Genomic DNA, 15,681 nt, shown 5'->3' with positions numbered 1-15,681 from the left:
TTCTTTCCGCTGGATCACGGCATTCCGATAAGATTGGCTGATGCCAAAAAACGCAGGAGAAGACATGGCCAATCTTGAACAACGCATCGCACAGGCAAAAGGCGATGAACCGGCTGATCTGGTTTTGCGTGGTGGTCGTGTCTTTGATCTGATCACCGGCGCGCTGATCGAAGGTGATGTTGCGATCTGTGATGATGTGATCGTGGGCGTGGCGGCCAGCTATGACGGCAAGCATGTCATCGATGTCAGTGGCATGACGTTGGTGCCGGGCTTCATCGACACTCATCTGCATATCGAAAGCAGTCTGGTCACGCCATTTGAATTTGACCGCTGTGTCACGCCACGCGGGATCACCACAGCAATATGCGATCCTCATGAGATTGCGAATGTCATCGGGCTGGACGGCATCCGTTATTTTCAGCAGGCGTCCGAACATGTGTTGATGGATCTTCGCGTGCAGCTTTCCTCCTGCGTGCCCGCAACCGACATGGAAACCTCTGGCGCGCGGATCGAGGCAGAAGATCTCCAGCAGGTGATGGGCCATCCGTCGAATATCGGGTTGGCCGAGTTCATGAATTATCCCGGTGTTATCCATCGCGATCCGTCGGCCATGGCCAAGCTGCGCCTGTTTGAAGGCGGTCATAAAGACGGTCATTGCCCGCAACTGCGCGGCACCGATCTGAACGCCTATATTGCCGCAGGAATTCGCACCGAACACGAAGCGACAACAGCCGAGGAAGCTGCCGAAAAGCTGCGCAAGGGAATGCGAGTCTTGATCCGCGAAGGCTCTGTCAGCAAGGATCTTGAGGCGCTGCAGCCTGTTCTGACCGATCTGACTGCCCCCTATATGTGCCTATGCACGGATGACAGAAACCCGCTTGATATCGCGGATCACGGGCATCTGGACTATATGATCCGGCGATTGATCCAAAAGGGATGTTCGCCCCTGTCGGTCTATCGGGCGGCATCGCTATCTGCGGCAGAAGCCTTTGGGCTGAAGGATCGCGGTCTGATCGCACCTGGATTGCGTGCGGATATCGTTGCACTGGACAGTCTGGAGGATTGCAACGCGCAGTTGGTCATCGTCGGCGGTCGCGTTGCGGATGACAAGGCTGTTGCGTCGCGGCAAACCATTGCGCCGGTGGGTCGGGGGTCAGTCAAGGCGCCGCAGGTGAAAGCCCAGGATTTCCGGTGCAGCGGCAACCGGACGGAAACCGACGTGATCGGTATTCTGGAAGGCAAGATCATTACCGAACATCTGCGCAAGGACATTCAACCACAGGACGGCGACAAACGCCCCGATCCCGAACGCGATCTGATGCGGATTGCTGTCATTGAACGACACGGCAAAAATGGCAATATCGCCACCGGTTTCGTCCATGGATTTGGAATTCGACGCGGGGCGATCGCCTCTACCGTCTGTCATGACCATCACAATATCGCCGTGGTGGGCGCGGATTATTCCGATATGGCGCTGGCCGCGAATCGTCTGTCCGAAATCGAAGGCGGTTTTGTTGTCGCGGAGGGCGGCAAGATACTGGCCGAACTGCCCCTGCCCGTTGCCGGCCTGATGAGCCTTGAACCCTTCGAGGCTGTCCGCGACCAATTGGCGCGAATGCGCGAAGCCGCCTATAGCCTTGGCGTCACGCTGGAAGAGCCGTTCCTGCAACTGACCTTCACCGCCCTGCCCGTCATCCCTGCCCTGAAAATCACAGATCGCGGCATGGTCGATGTGGTCAAGTTCGAGATTATCCCCGGCTGAGCTTCAACGTCGTCAAGCTCGCCTCTGTCCAGAGAGCTGACAATGAAGGTGATCTGGCCAAGCCCCTGAACCAGGTCGTCAGTCGTGCTTGATGACCATTGTGCGGGTCGCCGTAAATTCATACAGCGCGTCAAAGCCCTTTTCACGACCATGCCCGGATTTCTTCATTCCGCCAAAGGGCAATTCGATCCCGCCGCCCGCGCCATAGGCGTTGACGAACACCTGCCCGACCTTGATCAGACGCGCCACACGGATTGCCCGGCTGCCGTCCCGCGACCAGACTCCGGCCACCAATCCGTATTCAGTATCATTGGCCAAAGCGATGGCGTCCGCCTCATCCTTGAAGGTCATCAGGGCCAGAACCGGGCCAAAAACCTCTTCCTGCGCCAGCAGGTGATCGCGCGGCACCGGACCATAGGCTCGCGGTGCGACAAAATTCCCGTCAGGCGCAGCATCGGCGGCGATTTGACCCGCAGCAATCAGCGGAATACCGTCGGCATCAGCCTGTTGGCAAAAACGCTCTACCCGGGCCTTCTGCTTGGGGCTGATCAGTGGGCCAAGATCGTGATCGCCATCCTGCATCCCTGCGGTCAGTTTTGGGAAATCGGTGCGCAGGCGTTCGATCACGCGATCCGCGATGCTTTCCTGAACCAGCAGACGTGCCCCGGCCGAACAGGTCTGTCCCGCATTTTGGGTGATCGCCTTCAACACGATCGGCATGGTCACATCCAGATCGGCGTCCTCAAACACGATCTGCGGGGATTTCCCCCCCAGTTCCAGCGTGCAGCCGATATGGTTCTGCGCCGCCGATGTCTGAACCGCAACGCCAACGGGCGGGCTTCCGGTGAAACTGATGAAGTCGATTCCGCGATGCGCCGACAGCGCCGCTCCGGCCACGTCACCGCGACCGGGAACGCAATTCAACGCCCCGGCTGGCAGACCCGCGTCCCGCAGGATCTCACACAAGCGCATGGGCGTCAGGCAGGCATCCTCGGCAGGCTTCAAAACACAGGCATTGCCCATCGCCAACGCGGCAGAGATCGTGCGCCCGAACATTTGTGCGGGATAATTCCACGGGATGATATGACCCGTGACACCGTGCGGAACGTGTTCTGTCGTGACGAAAAAGCCCGCGGAAAAGGGGATCATGTCGCCATGAACCTTATCCGCAGCGCCACCATAAAACTCCAGATATCGGGCGGTCGCCGTGATGTCGGCCCGCGCCTGAGATATCGGCTGCCGCAATCACGGGCTTCCAGTGCAGCCAGTTCATCAAAGGCCTCGGTCACCAATACGGATGCGCGGGAAAGGATGCGACCGCGTTCAGTCGCGGACATGCGCCCCCATTCCTCGGCCAGCGCACGGCGCGCGGCCTGCACGGCGGCGTCGATATCTTCTGCATTTCCGGCGGCAATCTGCGTGAAAACCTGCCCCGTCGCCGGGTCAATGACGTCCAACAATTGCCCACTGGCCGAGGGGCGCCATTCATTATCAATGAAAACGCCATTAGGTGCCGCAACGGGCGATTGACTGCGGGTCTGGATATTCATGGCTGGTCCTCCTTGCCGCAACAGATTTGCTGATCGCGATCGCTAGAGCAAGCGACGGTTCCACGCCTTGTCGACAATCTCGATCGCAATCGCAATCGCCTGATCTATCGCCAGATCGCTGGTATCAAGAACGACGGCATCATCGGCTGGGCGCAAGGGCGCAGTTGCACGTTCGCTGTCGCGGCGGTCACGTTCCTGCAGTTGCAACAGCATCTCTGCCGGGTCCGCCCCCAATTCTGCGGCGCGTCGCTGTGCGCGAATTTCATCGGAAGCGATGACATACAGCTTTACCTCCGCATCAGGGCAGATGACCGTGCCGATATCACGGCCATCCAGGACGGCACCCGGTTCCCGCGCGGCAAAACGGCGCTGAAAATCGAACAGGGCGGCCCGCACTTCCGGTATCGCAGCAACCCGGCTGGCAGCTTGACCAGCCCCGGCCGAGCGCAGGTCATCGCGGGTCAGGTCTTCGGCCGTCAGGCTTTGCGCCGCCTGCACCGGATCGCCCCCCCTGACGCCTGTGGCGCGATAAAGCAAACCGGTATCCAGGTGATGAAACCCGAAATAAACGGCCAGCGCCCGGGCAATCGTCCCCTTTCCAGAAGCGGCAGGTCCGTCGATGGCGATGGCAAAGCTCATGGGTAAGCCCTTGTTGCTGCTGGAATCGATCACGGCACTTCATTTGCATATCCAAGGCGGCCGGGTCCAGACCTTCCCGGAATAAGAGCCTTGCAAACTTGGGGCTTGGCAAAAGTTCGACCCTGCCGTCTTATTATAGCTGGTTTTAAATGTTTACAGGTTTGGTGAAGTGTGGCGCCACATATCTCAAGATTGATTGACGCAGTTACCGTAGAGGACGTTCAAAAATGCCTTTTTGAAGCCATGGCTTCTTTTGGCTTTCAGCATACCCTGTATGCTGCCCGTTACCTTCTTGAACTCCCAACGACCGTGATTCACGAGGAGTTGGAAGTCTGGAGCAATTTTCCAGATAGCTTTGTCAGCACGTTGACCTCACAGAAAATGCTTCAGGTTTCGTACTGGGCTCAATGGGCCTTGCTGAATGTCGGATTCATCACGACCGAGGAAATCACCCGACTTCACGGACCCGACACCTTGTCCGATTTTGCACGTGACAAGGGCTTTTCGGGGGGGATCTTGTTCAGCTTGAAAGGAAAGGTGCTGCGCAGCAATGGTGCTGTCTGGTTGAATCCTGGTCAGGATGCCACCACCGAGCAGACAATTACGCTATGGGACAAAAAACAGCCATGAGTTGAAGTTGACCTGTTGGGTGGCGCATTTGCGCATGGCAACAATCCGTCGCCGAAAGAAGCGCGCAGCGCTGACCCTACGTCAACGCGAAGTTCTGGAATGGAGCGCAGCCGGCAAGACCATCGCAGAAATCGCAACAATTCTAGGCGTTACTGGCGCGACGGTCGAAAAACATCTGCGTCTGGCCCGCGACAGTCTTGGGGCCGGAAACACAGCACAAGCCATTTTAAAGGCCCATCTGACGAACCAGATTTTTTCCGGCGACGAGCCGACAAAAAATACGCGGTAAGGAATCCCTGACTTTCATTCATACATGCGAATTCGTTCTATTACCCTGTTCCGTGAGTGGTGACACATTTGTGTCAGGAACGCCGCGCCACTTGGTCCGAGTTGCCCGGACCTCGGTGCAGCCTGGAGAACCAGGCAAGGCTTGCCGATGATTTACGTCATCATCGGCAAGCCTTCTTTTTAAGCCAATGGATCATCCATGCCCAAAAGAAAACGCCGGCCCAACGGACCGGCGCGTTCGTCATTTGCGTCAGGTGACTAAAATCAGCCGCCAGCCAGCGTTTTTGCGACTTCGGCCGCGAAATCTTCTTCTTTTTTCTCGATACCTTCGCCAACTGCGACGCGGGCATAGCCGGTCACTTCAACGCCAGCGTCTTTCGCGGCCTGTGCCACGGTGACATCGGGATTGATGACGAACTTCTGGTTCAGCAGGGTCACTTCTTCGAAGAACTTACCCATGCGGCCTTCGATCATCTTTTCGATGACAGCTTCCGGCTTGCCCGATTCGCGTGCCTGCTCGCTCAGAACAGCTTTCTCACGCTCGACCAGTGCAGGGTCCAGATCGGCTTCCGACAGCGAAGCGGGGCTGGTCGCTGCGATGTGCATTGCGATCTGCTTGCCGATTTCTTCTGCCTTGTCCTTGGGGCCATTCAGCGACACCAGAACGCCAATGCGGCCCATGCCTTCGGCAGCAGCATTGTGGACGTAGGACACGATGGTGTCGCCTTCCAGAATGTGCATGCGGCGCAAGGTCATGTTTTCGCCGATACGCGCGATGGCGTCGGTCAGAACATCAGCGACCGGACGGCCGTTCAGATGGGTCTGCTTCAGCACTTCGACGTCTTCATCAACGGTCAGAGCAACATCGGCAATTTCGCGAACCAGCTGCTGGAAATCAGCATTCTTGGCGACGAAGTCGGTTTCCGAGTTCAGCTCGACGGCGACGCCCTTGCCATCGGTCACCGAAACACCGACCAGACCTTCGGCAGCAACGCGACCGGATTTCTTGGCAGCTTTGGCCAGACCCTTGGTGCGCAACCAGTCAACCGCGGCTTCCATGTCGCCGTTGTTTTCGGTCAGCGCCTTTTTGGCGTCCATCATACCTGCGCCGGTGGTTTCGCGCAGCTCTTTCACCATAGCGGCGGTGATAGCCATGACTCGTCTCCTTGTTTCAACGCGTCAGGCGGGGATATCCCCGCCTGACGACAATACGGTAAAAGTCCGTGTCCGCGCCGGATCAGGCGTCGGCGGTCGACTGTTCTTCGGCTGCGACTTCGGCTTCGCCTTCGTCCAGCAGCTCTTCCGGGGCCTCGGTCAGCGCACCAACGTCAACACCAGCAGCACCCATTTGTGCCGACATGCCGTCCAGAGCAGCGCGGCTGGCCAGATCGCAATACAGCGCGATGGCGCGGGCAGCGTCGTCGTTACCCGGGATGATGTAGTCAACGCCTGCAGGCGATGCGTTGCTGTCGACGACAGCCACAACCGGAATGCCCAGTTTCTTGGCTTCCAGGATTGCCAGATCTTCTTTGTTCACGTCGATCACGAACAGCAGGTCCGGCAGACCGCCCATTTCGCGGATCCCGCCCAGCGACGCTTGCAGTTTGGCCTGCTCACGCTCAAGGCCCAGACGCTCTTTCTTGGTCATGCCTTCGGCACCCGAAGCCATGGTTTCGTCAATGGCTTTCAGACGGTTGATCGACTGCGAAACGGTTTTCCAGTTGGTCAGCGTGCCGCCCAGCCAACGGTGGTTCATGTAGAACTGTGCCGAACGCTCTGCCGCATCTGCGACGGGCTTTTGTGCCTGACGCTTGGTGCCGACGAACAGAACGCGGCCGCCTTTGGCGACGGTGTCACGAACGACTTGCAAAGCGGCGTCCAGCATTTGGACGGTTTGCGTCAGATCCATGATGTGAATGCCGTTGCGATCGCCGTAGATAAACTCGGCCATACGCGGGTTCCAGCGTTGCGTCTGGTGACCGTAGTGAACGCCAGCTTCAAGCAGCTGACGCAATGTGAATTCAGGAAGCGCCATATCCATGTTCCTTTCCGGTTTGCGCCTTGGCAGAAGTTTTGAAGGCAAAGCCTCAACCGGTGGACCAACTGCGGATTTCTCCCGCAGCGGCCCTCTTCTGCCTGTGAAGTGAGCGCGAATTAAACAGGATGGGTTGGAAATGCAAGCTGATTCAGGCGCCCGAACCGCCCAAAAACCACTTCCCGACCACGAAAACCTGACGAAACGTCCAATTGTATCACAACCGAGTCGGCCCCATTCTTGATGAATGACCATAAACACGCCGAAATATGACCCCGCGATTCCAATGAAACCACAGTTTTCCTTTGGGCGCCCCCATGATTTTCACGAGCTTCTGGCCGACGGGATCGTTCATGGCGTTGGCGTGGTCTTTGCCCTGATCGGCGGGACAGCGCTGATTTTTTACGCGACGATCTTTGCCAGCCGTCCTGAACAGATTGCCGTCTGGATCTACAGCATCGGGCTGATCGCGTCGCTCGCAATCTCTTTCACCTATAATATGCTGCCGCATTCCCGGCTGAAATGGCATTTTCGACGGCTGGACCATTCTGCAATCTTCATCCTGATTGCGGCGACCTATACCCCCTTTCTGCAACGGGGAGCGCATGATCCATGGGCCATGTGGCTACTGGTCGCCATCTGGCTGATGGCCGCATTCGGAATTGCGTTGAAATGCCTGTTTCCCGGCCGCTATCACCGGCTTGCCATCGGTCTGTATCTGTTGATGGGGTGGAGCGGGCTGATCGCCTTCAAGTCCATTTCGACCATTGTTCCCTCCGTGTCGATGCTGCTGATCGTGTTGGGTGGCCTGATTTATACCATTGGCGTGATCTTCCATGTCTGGGAAAGATTGCGGTTCCAAAACGCGATCTGGCACAGTTTTGTCGTTATCGCTGCGGCAATTCACTATTCTGCGGTCCTGACCTCATTCCAATATACTGCACCCTGAGCCTTGACGTTTCGCATCTTGGGTTTCGAATCCGATAGCGTTAACATTACAGGCATGGCCGCCGCGTGGCTTGCATCGCAGCGGCCTTGACGTCAGTCTGCCATAGCAACCGATCAGAGGTGCCAAGATGACCCCGGAAATCCAATCTCAGAAAACGCGCGAACTGTGCAACCTTGCCCCGGTCATTCCGGTGATCGTGATCAAGGACATCACCAAAGCCGAGGATCTTGCCCGTGCCTTGGTCGCAGGCGGTCTGCCGGTGCTGGAAGTGACATTGCGTTCCGACGCGGCGCTGGATTCGATCCGCGCCATGTCCAGGATTGAGGGCGGCCATGTCGGTGCAGGCACGGTTCTGACGCCAGATGATGCCAAACGCGCCAAGGATGCGGGGGCGAAATTCGCCGTCTCGCCCGGTCTGACGGATCGCCTGATTCAGGCTTGCTCTGACCTTGATCTACCACTGCTGCCCGGTGCCGTGACCGCGTCCGAAGTGATGCGAGCCGCCGATGCCGGCTATGACATGCTGAAATTCTTTCCGGCCGAAGCCGTGGGCGGCGCTCCGGCGTTGAAATCGCTGGCCGGTCCGCTGCCCAAGGTCAGCTTCTGCCCGACCGGTGGTGTGTCGCCTGACAATGCACGCGATTACCTGTCCCTGCCCAATGTGGTATGCGTTGGCGGCAGTTGGGTGGCGACGGATGCGGATGTGACGGCAGAAAACTGGTCCGCGATCGAAGCCCGCGCCCGCACCGCCACGGCATTGCGATAAGGCCGAAAGCCCAATGTCCGCCCAGATCGCCCGCGCCCGCCGGAACGTAATCGTCCTGTTCGCAGCGCAGGCCATTCTGGGCGCACAAATGTCGATGATTTTCATCGTTGGCGGGTTGGCGGGAAAGATGCTTGCCCCCCATCCCTGTATCGTCACCCTGCCCCTGTCGATGATTATTCTGGGCACCGCGCTCAGCGCCCGCCCCTTGGCCCGTTTCATGCAGAATCATGGTCGAAGGGCAGGATTTCTTGTTGCCGTAGGTTCGGGCACGATTGGCGCGATGATATGCGCCTTGGCCATTTGGACCGGATCGTTCTGGCTTTTCATGACGGGGTCGTTACTGACGGGCGTGTATCAGGCGGGTCAGGGATTTTACCGTTTCGCGGCCACCGATACCGCCCCCGAATCCTTCGCACCGCGCGCCATCAGCTGGGTCATGGTTGGCGGGCTTATTGCAGCTATCCTTGGCCCCGCTTTGGTGCGCTACACCGACGGGATAACCGCCGTGCCGTTTCTGGCCACCTATGGCGCGATCTTTTTGCTGAATCTGACCGGCCCGGTTCTTTTCGCATTCCTCGACATCCCCAAACCCGAAGCCCAACCCTTGGCCACGGGCGCAACCCGCTCCATCGGCGATCTGCTTCGATCCCCCAGAATTCTTGTCGCAATGATCTGTGGGACCGTATCTTACGCGCTGATGAATTTGATGATGACCTCGACCTCACTTGCCGTCGTGGGATGCGGGTTCGAACAAAAAGACGCGGCCAACATTATCGGCCTGCATGCCCTGGCTATGTTCGCGCCCAGCTTTTTCACCGGGTCGCTGATTACCCGATTCGGGGCGGAACGGATTGTTGCAATCGGCCTTGCCATCCTGACCCTCGCCGGAGGTATCGCGCTGGCTGGCGTCGATCTGGCCAATTTCTACGTCGCATTGATGTTGTTGGGGGTGGGCTGGAATTTCGGCTATATCGGGGCAACGGCAATGTTGACCGGCACCTATCGCGCGGATGAGCGTGGCCGCGTTCAGGGTATCAACGATGCGGTGGTTTTCAGCGGCGTGTTTCTGGCTTCTCTTTCATCCGGCGGGCTGATGAATTGCGCAGGCGGCAGCGCGCAACAGGGGTGGAGTGCCGTAACCCTTACGATGCTGCCTTTTCTGATGTTGGCCGCCGCTGCACTGATCTGGCTGACCAGATCACAACGGCGTCCGACAACAGTTGGTTAAAACAGGTCTTTTTGTTCCGGTGCCGAAGGGTCGGATTTCTTGCTTGATTTCGGCCCTGATTTTGGTGGCGCGCCCTCGGGGCGAACTGCAGTGCGACCATCAGAAAACTCAATCTCGAAATGCGGGGTGACACGGGCCGTCGCGGCCGAGGTTATCAGACCGTCCGGCCCATGCACCACAGCAAAACCACGCTTCAGCGTTTCCTGGTATCCCAGGGTTTGCCGCATCCGGTCCAACCGCTGCAAGGCATCCCGACGGCCCAGGATTGCCCGCCGGCCCGCCACCTCCAGACGCCCGCCAAGCAGCTGCAACCTTTCACCTTGCGTGACGATCGCCCGTCGGGTCGTTGCCACCATCCGCCCCAGTGACGCATCCAACCGCTCTTGCAAGACATGCAGGCGGTCCTGACGACGCTCGATCCGGCGCTGATTGCCGGTCGTCAGCCGCGCATCAAGACGCTCCAGGGAATGGCGCTTGCGATCGGTGAATTGTCGCAGCATCGCGACGGGCATCGGTCGCGATGCCAACTCCTGCCGTCGTGTCCTGACCAGACCGCGCAGCGCGGGCTCTAATCGTCCGCCCCACAGATCCAGCCGCTGACGCGCACCTTCGGTCAGCGCTGCGGGTCGGCCCATTGCGCGGGCCAGATCACGCAACCGCTGACGCGGCCGGTCAATCCTGTGCGCTGCAGCCCTGCTCATCCGGGCATTGGCTTCGGCAAGCCGCGCGGCCAGTTCCGCCCGCACCGGAACAGCAATCTCGGCAGCCGCCGTCGGAGTAGGTGCCCGGCGATCAGCGGCATAATCGATCAGCGTCGTATCAGTCTCATGCCCGACAGCCGAGATTAACGGAATCTGACTTGCGGCCGCCGCACGGACGACCGCCTCATCATTGAAGCCCCACAAATCCTCAAGACTGCCGCCGCCACGCGCGACGATCAGCAGATCAGGGCGCGGGATCGCTCCGTCCGGCTGCAGCATGTTGAAACCGGCGATTGCCGCCGCCACCTGACCCGCGCTGGCCTCGCCCTGAACAGCGACCGGCCAGATGAGGACATGGGTTGGGAAACGGTCGCGCAGCCGGTGCAGAATATCACGGATAACCGCCCCCGAAGGAGAGGTAACGACCCCGATCACACGCGGCAAAAATGGCAGGGCCCGCTTGCGATCCTGATCGAACAGCCCTTCCGCAGCCAGCGCCTTGCGCCGCCTTTCCAGCATCGCCATCAATGCGCCCGCCCCGGCAGGCTCGATCTGATCGACGATCATCTGATATTTTGACTGCCCGGGGAAGGTGGTCATTCGGCCCGTCGCAACAACCTCCATCCCCTCTTCCGGGCGTTGGATCAGCCGCGCGGCCTGCCCCTTCCATGTAATGGCCGCCAGAACCGCCCGATCATCCTTCAGATCGAAATATAAATGTCCCGAAGAGGGTCGCGATACGCGCCCGATTTCCCCCCGCACACGAACACGCCCGAATTGATCTTCAATGCTGCGCTTTACCGCGCCCGAAAGCTCGGACACGGTGAATTCGTGGGCGTTGTTTCCAGGCCCGTCCAGTGGGCCATCGTCTTCAAGAAGATCCGTCATATTTTCCGCAAGCCATCACATGAATGGATAAAGGTGGATCTCGTTACCACCACCACCAGGATATTTCCAATGCGGCACAGAATGCATCGCAAGCTGATCATTGTCCCAAGGCAAAAAACGCGATGGCGCGAAAAATTCTTGCTGCATCAATACCGTCGGTCGTTCTTAAGCCGGATCGCGCTTACAGTCACCCTGCCCAAACCGAACCGGCAAAATCCTACCGAACATATCTGATGACAGCGCATCAGCGCAGCAACAACATCCCTCTCGTCGGAAAGAATGATGGCAGCCGTTTGAAGCGTCATTCAAACTTCGGGATTGCGCATCACAGGGCCTGCCACTAGTCCATGCAAAATCATGGCAACGCGGCATGACTGCAAGGGAAAGGGCTGCTTATGAATATCCTCATCCTCGGCGGCGGTGGGCGTGAACATGCGCTTGCATGGGCCATTCGGCAAAACCCGAAATGCGACCGTCTGTTTGTCGCGCCGGGCAATGCAGGCATCGCGGCGGTCGCGGAATGCGCCAGCCTGAACCCGAACTCTCGCGCCGAAGTGTTGGAGTTTGCACAGGAAAATGCCGTCGATTTCATTGTCGTCGGCCCCGAGGCTCCGCTGGCCGCAGGTGTATCGGATGCGCTGCGCGACGCAGGCTTTCTGGTTTTTGGCCCTTCGCAAGCCGCCGCCCAACTGGAAGCCTCCAAAGCGTTCACCAAGGAAATCTGCGATGCCTGCGGTGCGCCGACCGCCGCCTGGGCGCGTTTCACCGATGCCGGCAGTGCCCGCGACTATGTCACCCGGCAGGGCGCACCCATCGTGGTCAAGGCAGACGGACTGGCTGCGGGCAAAGGCGTCACCGTCGCAGAAACCGTGGAACAAGCGCATGATGCGATCGACCTGATCTTTGACGGCGAATTTGGCGACATGTCAGTCGTTATCGAAGAATTCATGGATGGCGAAGAAGCCAGCTTCTTTGTCCTCAGCGACGGGACAAATTGTCTGCCGATCGGCACCGCACAGGATCACAAGCGTGTCGGCGAAGGCGATACCGGGCCAAATACCGGCGGCATGGGCGCCTATAGCCCCGCACCAATCATGACGCCGGAACTGCAGGATCAGGTGATGGAGCGGATCGTCCGACCAACCATTTCCGAAATGTCGCGAAGAAACAGCCCCTTCCAGGGTGTTCTTTACGTCGGGTTGATGATCAGGGACGGTCAGGCCCGTTTGGTCGAATACAATGTGCGCTTCGGCGATCCTGAATGTCAGGCGCTGATGATCCGCCTTGGCGCCCAGGCCTTGGATCTGCTTCTGGCCTGCGCACAGTCGCGGCTGGACGAAACCGCTGTCACATGGGCCGACGACCACGCGATGACAGTCGTCCTTGCCGCTGACGGCTATCCTGGAAAATACGATAAAGGAAGCCAAATCAAAAGATTGGATGAAATTCCTGAAAACAGCTTTAACGTTATCTTCCACGCCGGAACCGATATGTGGGACGGCAAGATCGTCGCGACCGGCGGGCGCGTTCTGGCCTGTACCGGCCGTGGCGCGACCCTTCAGCAGGCGCATGACCGCGCTTACGCGCTGGTCGACGCCATCGACTGGCCGCAGGGTTTCTACCGACGCGACATCGGCTGGCGCGCATTATAAAAAACCGGCGCGCCCAAGGGCCACCGGTTTGATGACAAATCTATCTTCTGTGCTCAAATATCCCCGCCGGAGGCATCCGACGGGGCCGATAGCACATCCCTACGAGGTCGAATACAGACCTTCGTAGATCGGCAACAGATTATCCGTTTCGAACAGCGAACTGACCGAAGTGCCGTTCCAGATGTTCAGAATAGCTTGGGTGAACATCGGCGCGGTTGGCACGATACGAATATTCGGCGCATTCTTCACCGCATCAGTCGGCTGGATCGAATCGGTGATGACCAGCGACTTCATGACCGAATTGGTCACCCGCTCGACCGCCGGACCCGACAGCACGCCATGTGTGATATAGGCATGAACCTCGGTCGCGCCGCTATCGGTCAGAACCTGCGCAGCTTTGACCAGCGTTCCGGCCGTGTCGCAGATATCGTCGACAATGATGCAGGCCTTGCCGCGCACATCCCCGATCACCGTCATCTCGGCAATTTCACCGGCCCTTTCACGGCGCTTGTCGACGATCGACAGCGGCGCCCCGATCCGCGTCGCCAACTCGCGTGCCCGCGCCACGCCACCAACGTCGGGCGACACGACCATCAGGTCATCCATCCGCCCCTTGAAATGGTGTTGCACGTCCAGCGCAAAAACCGGCGCGGCATAAAGGTTGTCCACCGGAATATCAAAGAAGCCCTGAATCTGCGCCGCATGCAGGTCCATCGTCAGGACGCGATCGACGCCCGCTTCGGTGATCAGGTTGGCGACCAGTTTTGCGCTGATTGGCGTACGGGCTTTGGCGCGACGATCCTGACGGGCATAGCCGAAATAGGGGATCACAGCCGTGATGCGTGCAGCCGACGAACGCTTCAGCGCATCCGTCATGATCAGCAGCTCCATCAGGTTGTCATTCGCCGGGTTCGAGGTCGACTGAATGATGTACATATCCTCGCCGCGCACATTCTCGAACACTTCAACGAAAATTTCCTGATCGTTGAAACGCTCGACACGTGCATCACACAATCCGACATTCATGCCGCGATGCATCGACATTCGTCGCGCAATAGAGGCTGCAAGGGATTGATTAGCGTTACCGGCGATTAGCTTGGGTTCGGTCATGACGGGCATGGATGGCAGGCCTTTGGCAGGGATTCGTCAGATTGCAAACGCCTTATCACCCGGCTAGCCTGCGGGCAAACCAAGAAGGACCGTCTTTATGGCCAGTATCGACTACTATCTGGGCACGATCAGCCCCTATGTTTACCTTGCAGGCACCCGGTTAGAGGAAATCGCCCAGAAACACGGCGCAACCGTGACCTATAAGCCGGTCGATCTGATGCAATTGTTTGACCGCACCGGCGGGATTCGCCCGGCTGATCGACATGCCAGCCGGATGGAGTATCGGGCACAGGAATTGCAGCGTTGGGCCGATTATCTGGGTGTTCCCTTCAACTTGAAGCCCGCGCATTGGCCGGTGAACATGGCGCCATCCTCTTATGCGGTGATTGCCGCGCAGGACGCGGGCGGTGGCAATCTGGGCGCGTTGGTAAATGGTTTTGCCAATGCCGTCTGGGCCGAAGAGCGCGATATCAGCGATGATGCGGTAATCCGCGATCTGCTTGGCAAGCATGGCTTTGACCCCGAATTGGCAGATAAAGGCCTGTTCATCGGTGCCGAAACCTATGCCCGCAACCTGGAACAGGCGGTCGAGGCAGGGGCGTTCGGTGCGCCGTTTTATGTCGTAAGGGAAACCGGCCAGCGTTTCTGGGGGCAAGATCGCCTGGACTTTCTTGACCGGCATCTGGCTTCGTTGTGAGCGGCGTTTATCAACGACATTGGCCGGGCGACAAGGATCGCCCTGCCCTTGCGCTACACTGCATGCTGGCAAGTGGTAGCTATTGGGGACCAATAGCTGATCGGCTGAATGGCCGGATTGATCTGCAAGCCTTTGACATGCCGGGCCATGGCCGCAGCGGCGACTGGACACCGGAACCCGGCGGACCAGATTACCACACGACCATCACCCGCATCGCGGCCAGCTTCATTGACCGGCCGCTTGATCTGATCGGGCATAGCATGGGCGCAACCGTGGCTTTGCGGATCGCCGTCGCCGCGCCCGAGGCCGTCCGCAGCCTGACCCTGATAGAGCCGGTCTTGTTTGCCGCTGCCCCCGATCCATTACAGCAAGCGCGCGATGCAGAAATCCTGGGACTTGTGGCTGAAGGTCGCGACAAAGATGCTACCCGTGCCTTCATAGATGCCTGGGGTGCACAGTCCTTTGATGACATGGACCCGCGCGCGCAAGTTCAAATGCAGCAAAGGATTGGCATGGTTGCAAACAATGTCGCCGCCTTGTCGCACGACAACGCCGGTATCCTGCGTGACGGCGGGTTAGAGGCGATTGACGCCCCGGTTTTGCTGATCTCGGGTCAGGATTCCACCCCGGTCGTCCATGCAATAGCCGACGCACTCGCCGCGCGCCTACCCGATGTCGGCCGCGCAACTGTGCCGGGTGCCGGGCATATGCTGCCAATCACGCACCCCGATCAGGTCGCAGGGCTGATAAACGTGAATCTGGATCGCGCGTAACTGCCTGACCAAC

15 protein-coding genes and 1 pseudogene are annotated in these 15,681 nt (G+C 58.8%); 10 read left to right on the top strand and 6 right to left on the bottom strand.

Annotated elements, in window-relative coordinates; all coding sequences use genetic code 11:
• Positions 1-64 precede the first annotated feature (64 nt).
• A complete protein-coding gene (gene ade, locus H4P12_RS03090) occupies positions 65-1,762 on the top strand; it encodes an adenine deaminase (RefSeq protein ID WP_187792117.1) in 1,698 nt (565 codons plus the stop codon).
• A gap of 78 nt (positions 1,763-1,840) precedes the next feature.
• Here ade and H4P12_RS03085 read toward each other — a convergent pair.
• Together H4P12_RS03085 and H4P12_RS03080 are read right to left on the bottom strand one after the other, a co-directional pair.
• Positions 1,841-3,312 (bottom strand): annotated as a pseudogene (locus tag H4P12_RS03085) (aldehyde dehydrogenase family protein).
• Between the two features lie 42 nt (positions 3,313-3,354).
• On the bottom strand, positions 3,355-3,951 hold the full coding sequence (locus tag H4P12_RS03080; RefSeq protein ID WP_187792116.1) for a (d)CMP kinase: 597 nt from the start codon (positions 3,949-3,951) through the stop codon (positions 3,355-3,357).
• Positions 3,952-4,122: 171 nt separating this feature from the next.
• Between H4P12_RS03080 and H4P12_RS03075 the strand changes: the two genes are divergently transcribed.
• Together H4P12_RS03075 and H4P12_RS18990 are read left to right on the top strand one after the other, a co-directional pair.
• The gene (locus H4P12_RS03075) at positions 4,123-4,581 is read left to right on the top strand and encodes an autoinducer binding domain-containing protein (RefSeq protein WP_187792115.1); all 459 of its coding nucleotides are present in this window, start codon (positions 4,123-4,125) and stop codon (positions 4,579-4,581) included.
• Between the two features lie 19 nt (positions 4,582-4,600).
• The gene (locus tag H4P12_RS18990) at positions 4,601-4,870 is read left to right on the top strand and encodes a response regulator transcription factor (RefSeq protein WP_343069751.1); all 270 of its coding nucleotides are present in this window, start codon (positions 4,601-4,603) and stop codon (positions 4,868-4,870) included.
• 263 nt (positions 4,871-5,133) lie between these two features.
• Here the strand turns inward: H4P12_RS18990 and tsf are convergent, their stop codons facing one another.
• Complete coding sequence (tsf, locus tag H4P12_RS03065; RefSeq protein ID WP_187792113.1) at positions 5,134-6,024, bottom strand: translation elongation factor Ts; 891 nt, start codon at positions 6,022-6,024, stop codon at positions 5,134-5,136.
• 82 nt (positions 6,025-6,106) lie between these two features.
• Complete coding sequence (gene rpsB / locus H4P12_RS03060) at positions 6,107-6,910, bottom strand: 30S ribosomal protein S2 (protein WP_187792112.1); 804 nt, start codon at positions 6,908-6,910, stop codon at positions 6,107-6,109.
• A 280-nt stretch (positions 6,911-7,190) separates the two neighbouring features.
• Between rpsB and trhA the strand changes: the two genes are divergently transcribed.
• The 3 genes from trhA to H4P12_RS03045 all read left to right on the top strand — a co-directional run bounded on the left by trhA (position 7,191) and on the right by H4P12_RS03045 (position 9,847).
• Positions 7,191-7,853: a PAQR family membrane homeostasis protein TrhA gene (trhA, locus tag H4P12_RS03055; protein ID WP_187792111.1), complete on the top strand. Its 663-nt coding sequence runs from the start codon at positions 7,191-7,193 to the stop codon at positions 7,851-7,853.
• A gap of 127 nt (positions 7,854-7,980) precedes the next feature.
• The gene (locus H4P12_RS03050) at positions 7,981-8,619 is read left to right on the top strand and encodes a bifunctional 4-hydroxy-2-oxoglutarate aldolase/2-dehydro-3-deoxy-phosphogluconate aldolase (protein WP_187792110.1); all 639 of its coding nucleotides are present in this window, start codon (positions 7,981-7,983) and stop codon (positions 8,617-8,619) included.
• 13 nt (positions 8,620-8,632) lie between these two features.
• Positions 8,633-9,847, top strand: coding sequence for an MFS transporter (locus H4P12_RS03045; protein WP_187792109.1), 1,215 nt, complete (start codon positions 8,633-8,635; stop codon positions 9,845-9,847).
• On the opposite strand, the gene xseA is transcribed toward H4P12_RS03045, so the two are convergent.
• Positions 9,844-11,436, bottom strand: coding sequence for an exodeoxyribonuclease VII large subunit (gene xseA, locus H4P12_RS03040; protein WP_187792108.1), 1,593 nt, complete (start codon positions 11,434-11,436; stop codon positions 9,844-9,846). The two genes, H4P12_RS03045 and xseA, sit on opposite strands and share 4 nt — an antisense overlap.
• Positions 11,437-11,459: 23 nt before the next feature.
• Here xseA and H4P12_RS03035 point away from each other — a divergent pair, with 23 nt between their 5' ends.
• Positions 11,460-11,780, top strand: coding sequence for a hypothetical protein (locus H4P12_RS03035; protein WP_187792107.1), 321 nt, complete (start codon positions 11,460-11,462; stop codon positions 11,778-11,780).
• A gap of 51 nt (positions 11,781-11,831) precedes the next feature.
• Complete coding sequence (gene purD / locus H4P12_RS03030; protein ID WP_187792106.1) at positions 11,832-13,088, top strand: phosphoribosylamine--glycine ligase; 1,257 nt, start codon at positions 11,832-11,834, stop codon at positions 13,086-13,088.
• 99 nt (positions 13,089-13,187) lie between these two features.
• Here purD and H4P12_RS03025 read toward each other — a convergent pair whose 3' ends face one another.
• Complete coding sequence (locus tag H4P12_RS03025) at positions 13,188-14,207, bottom strand: ribose-phosphate pyrophosphokinase (RefSeq protein ID WP_187792105.1); 1,020 nt, start codon at positions 14,205-14,207, stop codon at positions 13,188-13,190.
• 88 nt (positions 14,208-14,295) lie between these two features.
• Here H4P12_RS03025 and H4P12_RS03020 point away from each other — a divergent pair, with 88 nt between their 5' ends.
• Positions 14,296-14,895 carry a 2-hydroxychromene-2-carboxylate isomerase gene (locus H4P12_RS03020; protein ID WP_187792104.1) on the top strand — a complete coding sequence of 200 codons (600 nt, stop codon included), beginning with the start codon at positions 14,296-14,298 and terminating at the stop codon, positions 14,893-14,895.
• Positions 14,892-15,668 carry an alpha/beta fold hydrolase gene (locus H4P12_RS03015; protein ID WP_187792103.1) on the top strand — a complete coding sequence of 259 codons (777 nt, stop codon included), beginning with the start codon at positions 14,892-14,894 and terminating at the stop codon, positions 15,666-15,668. The genes H4P12_RS03020 and H4P12_RS03015 overlap by 4 nt, the downstream gene beginning before the upstream one ends.
• The last annotated feature ends 13 nt before the right edge of the window (positions 15,669-15,681 follow it).

This window comes from Paracoccus amoyensis, from assembly GCF_014490725.1.
Taxonomy (GTDB): Bacteria; Pseudomonadota; Alphaproteobacteria; order Rhodobacterales; family Rhodobacteraceae; genus Paracoccus; species Paracoccus amoyensis.
This window is presented reverse-complemented; position numbering and strand designations above follow the sequence as displayed.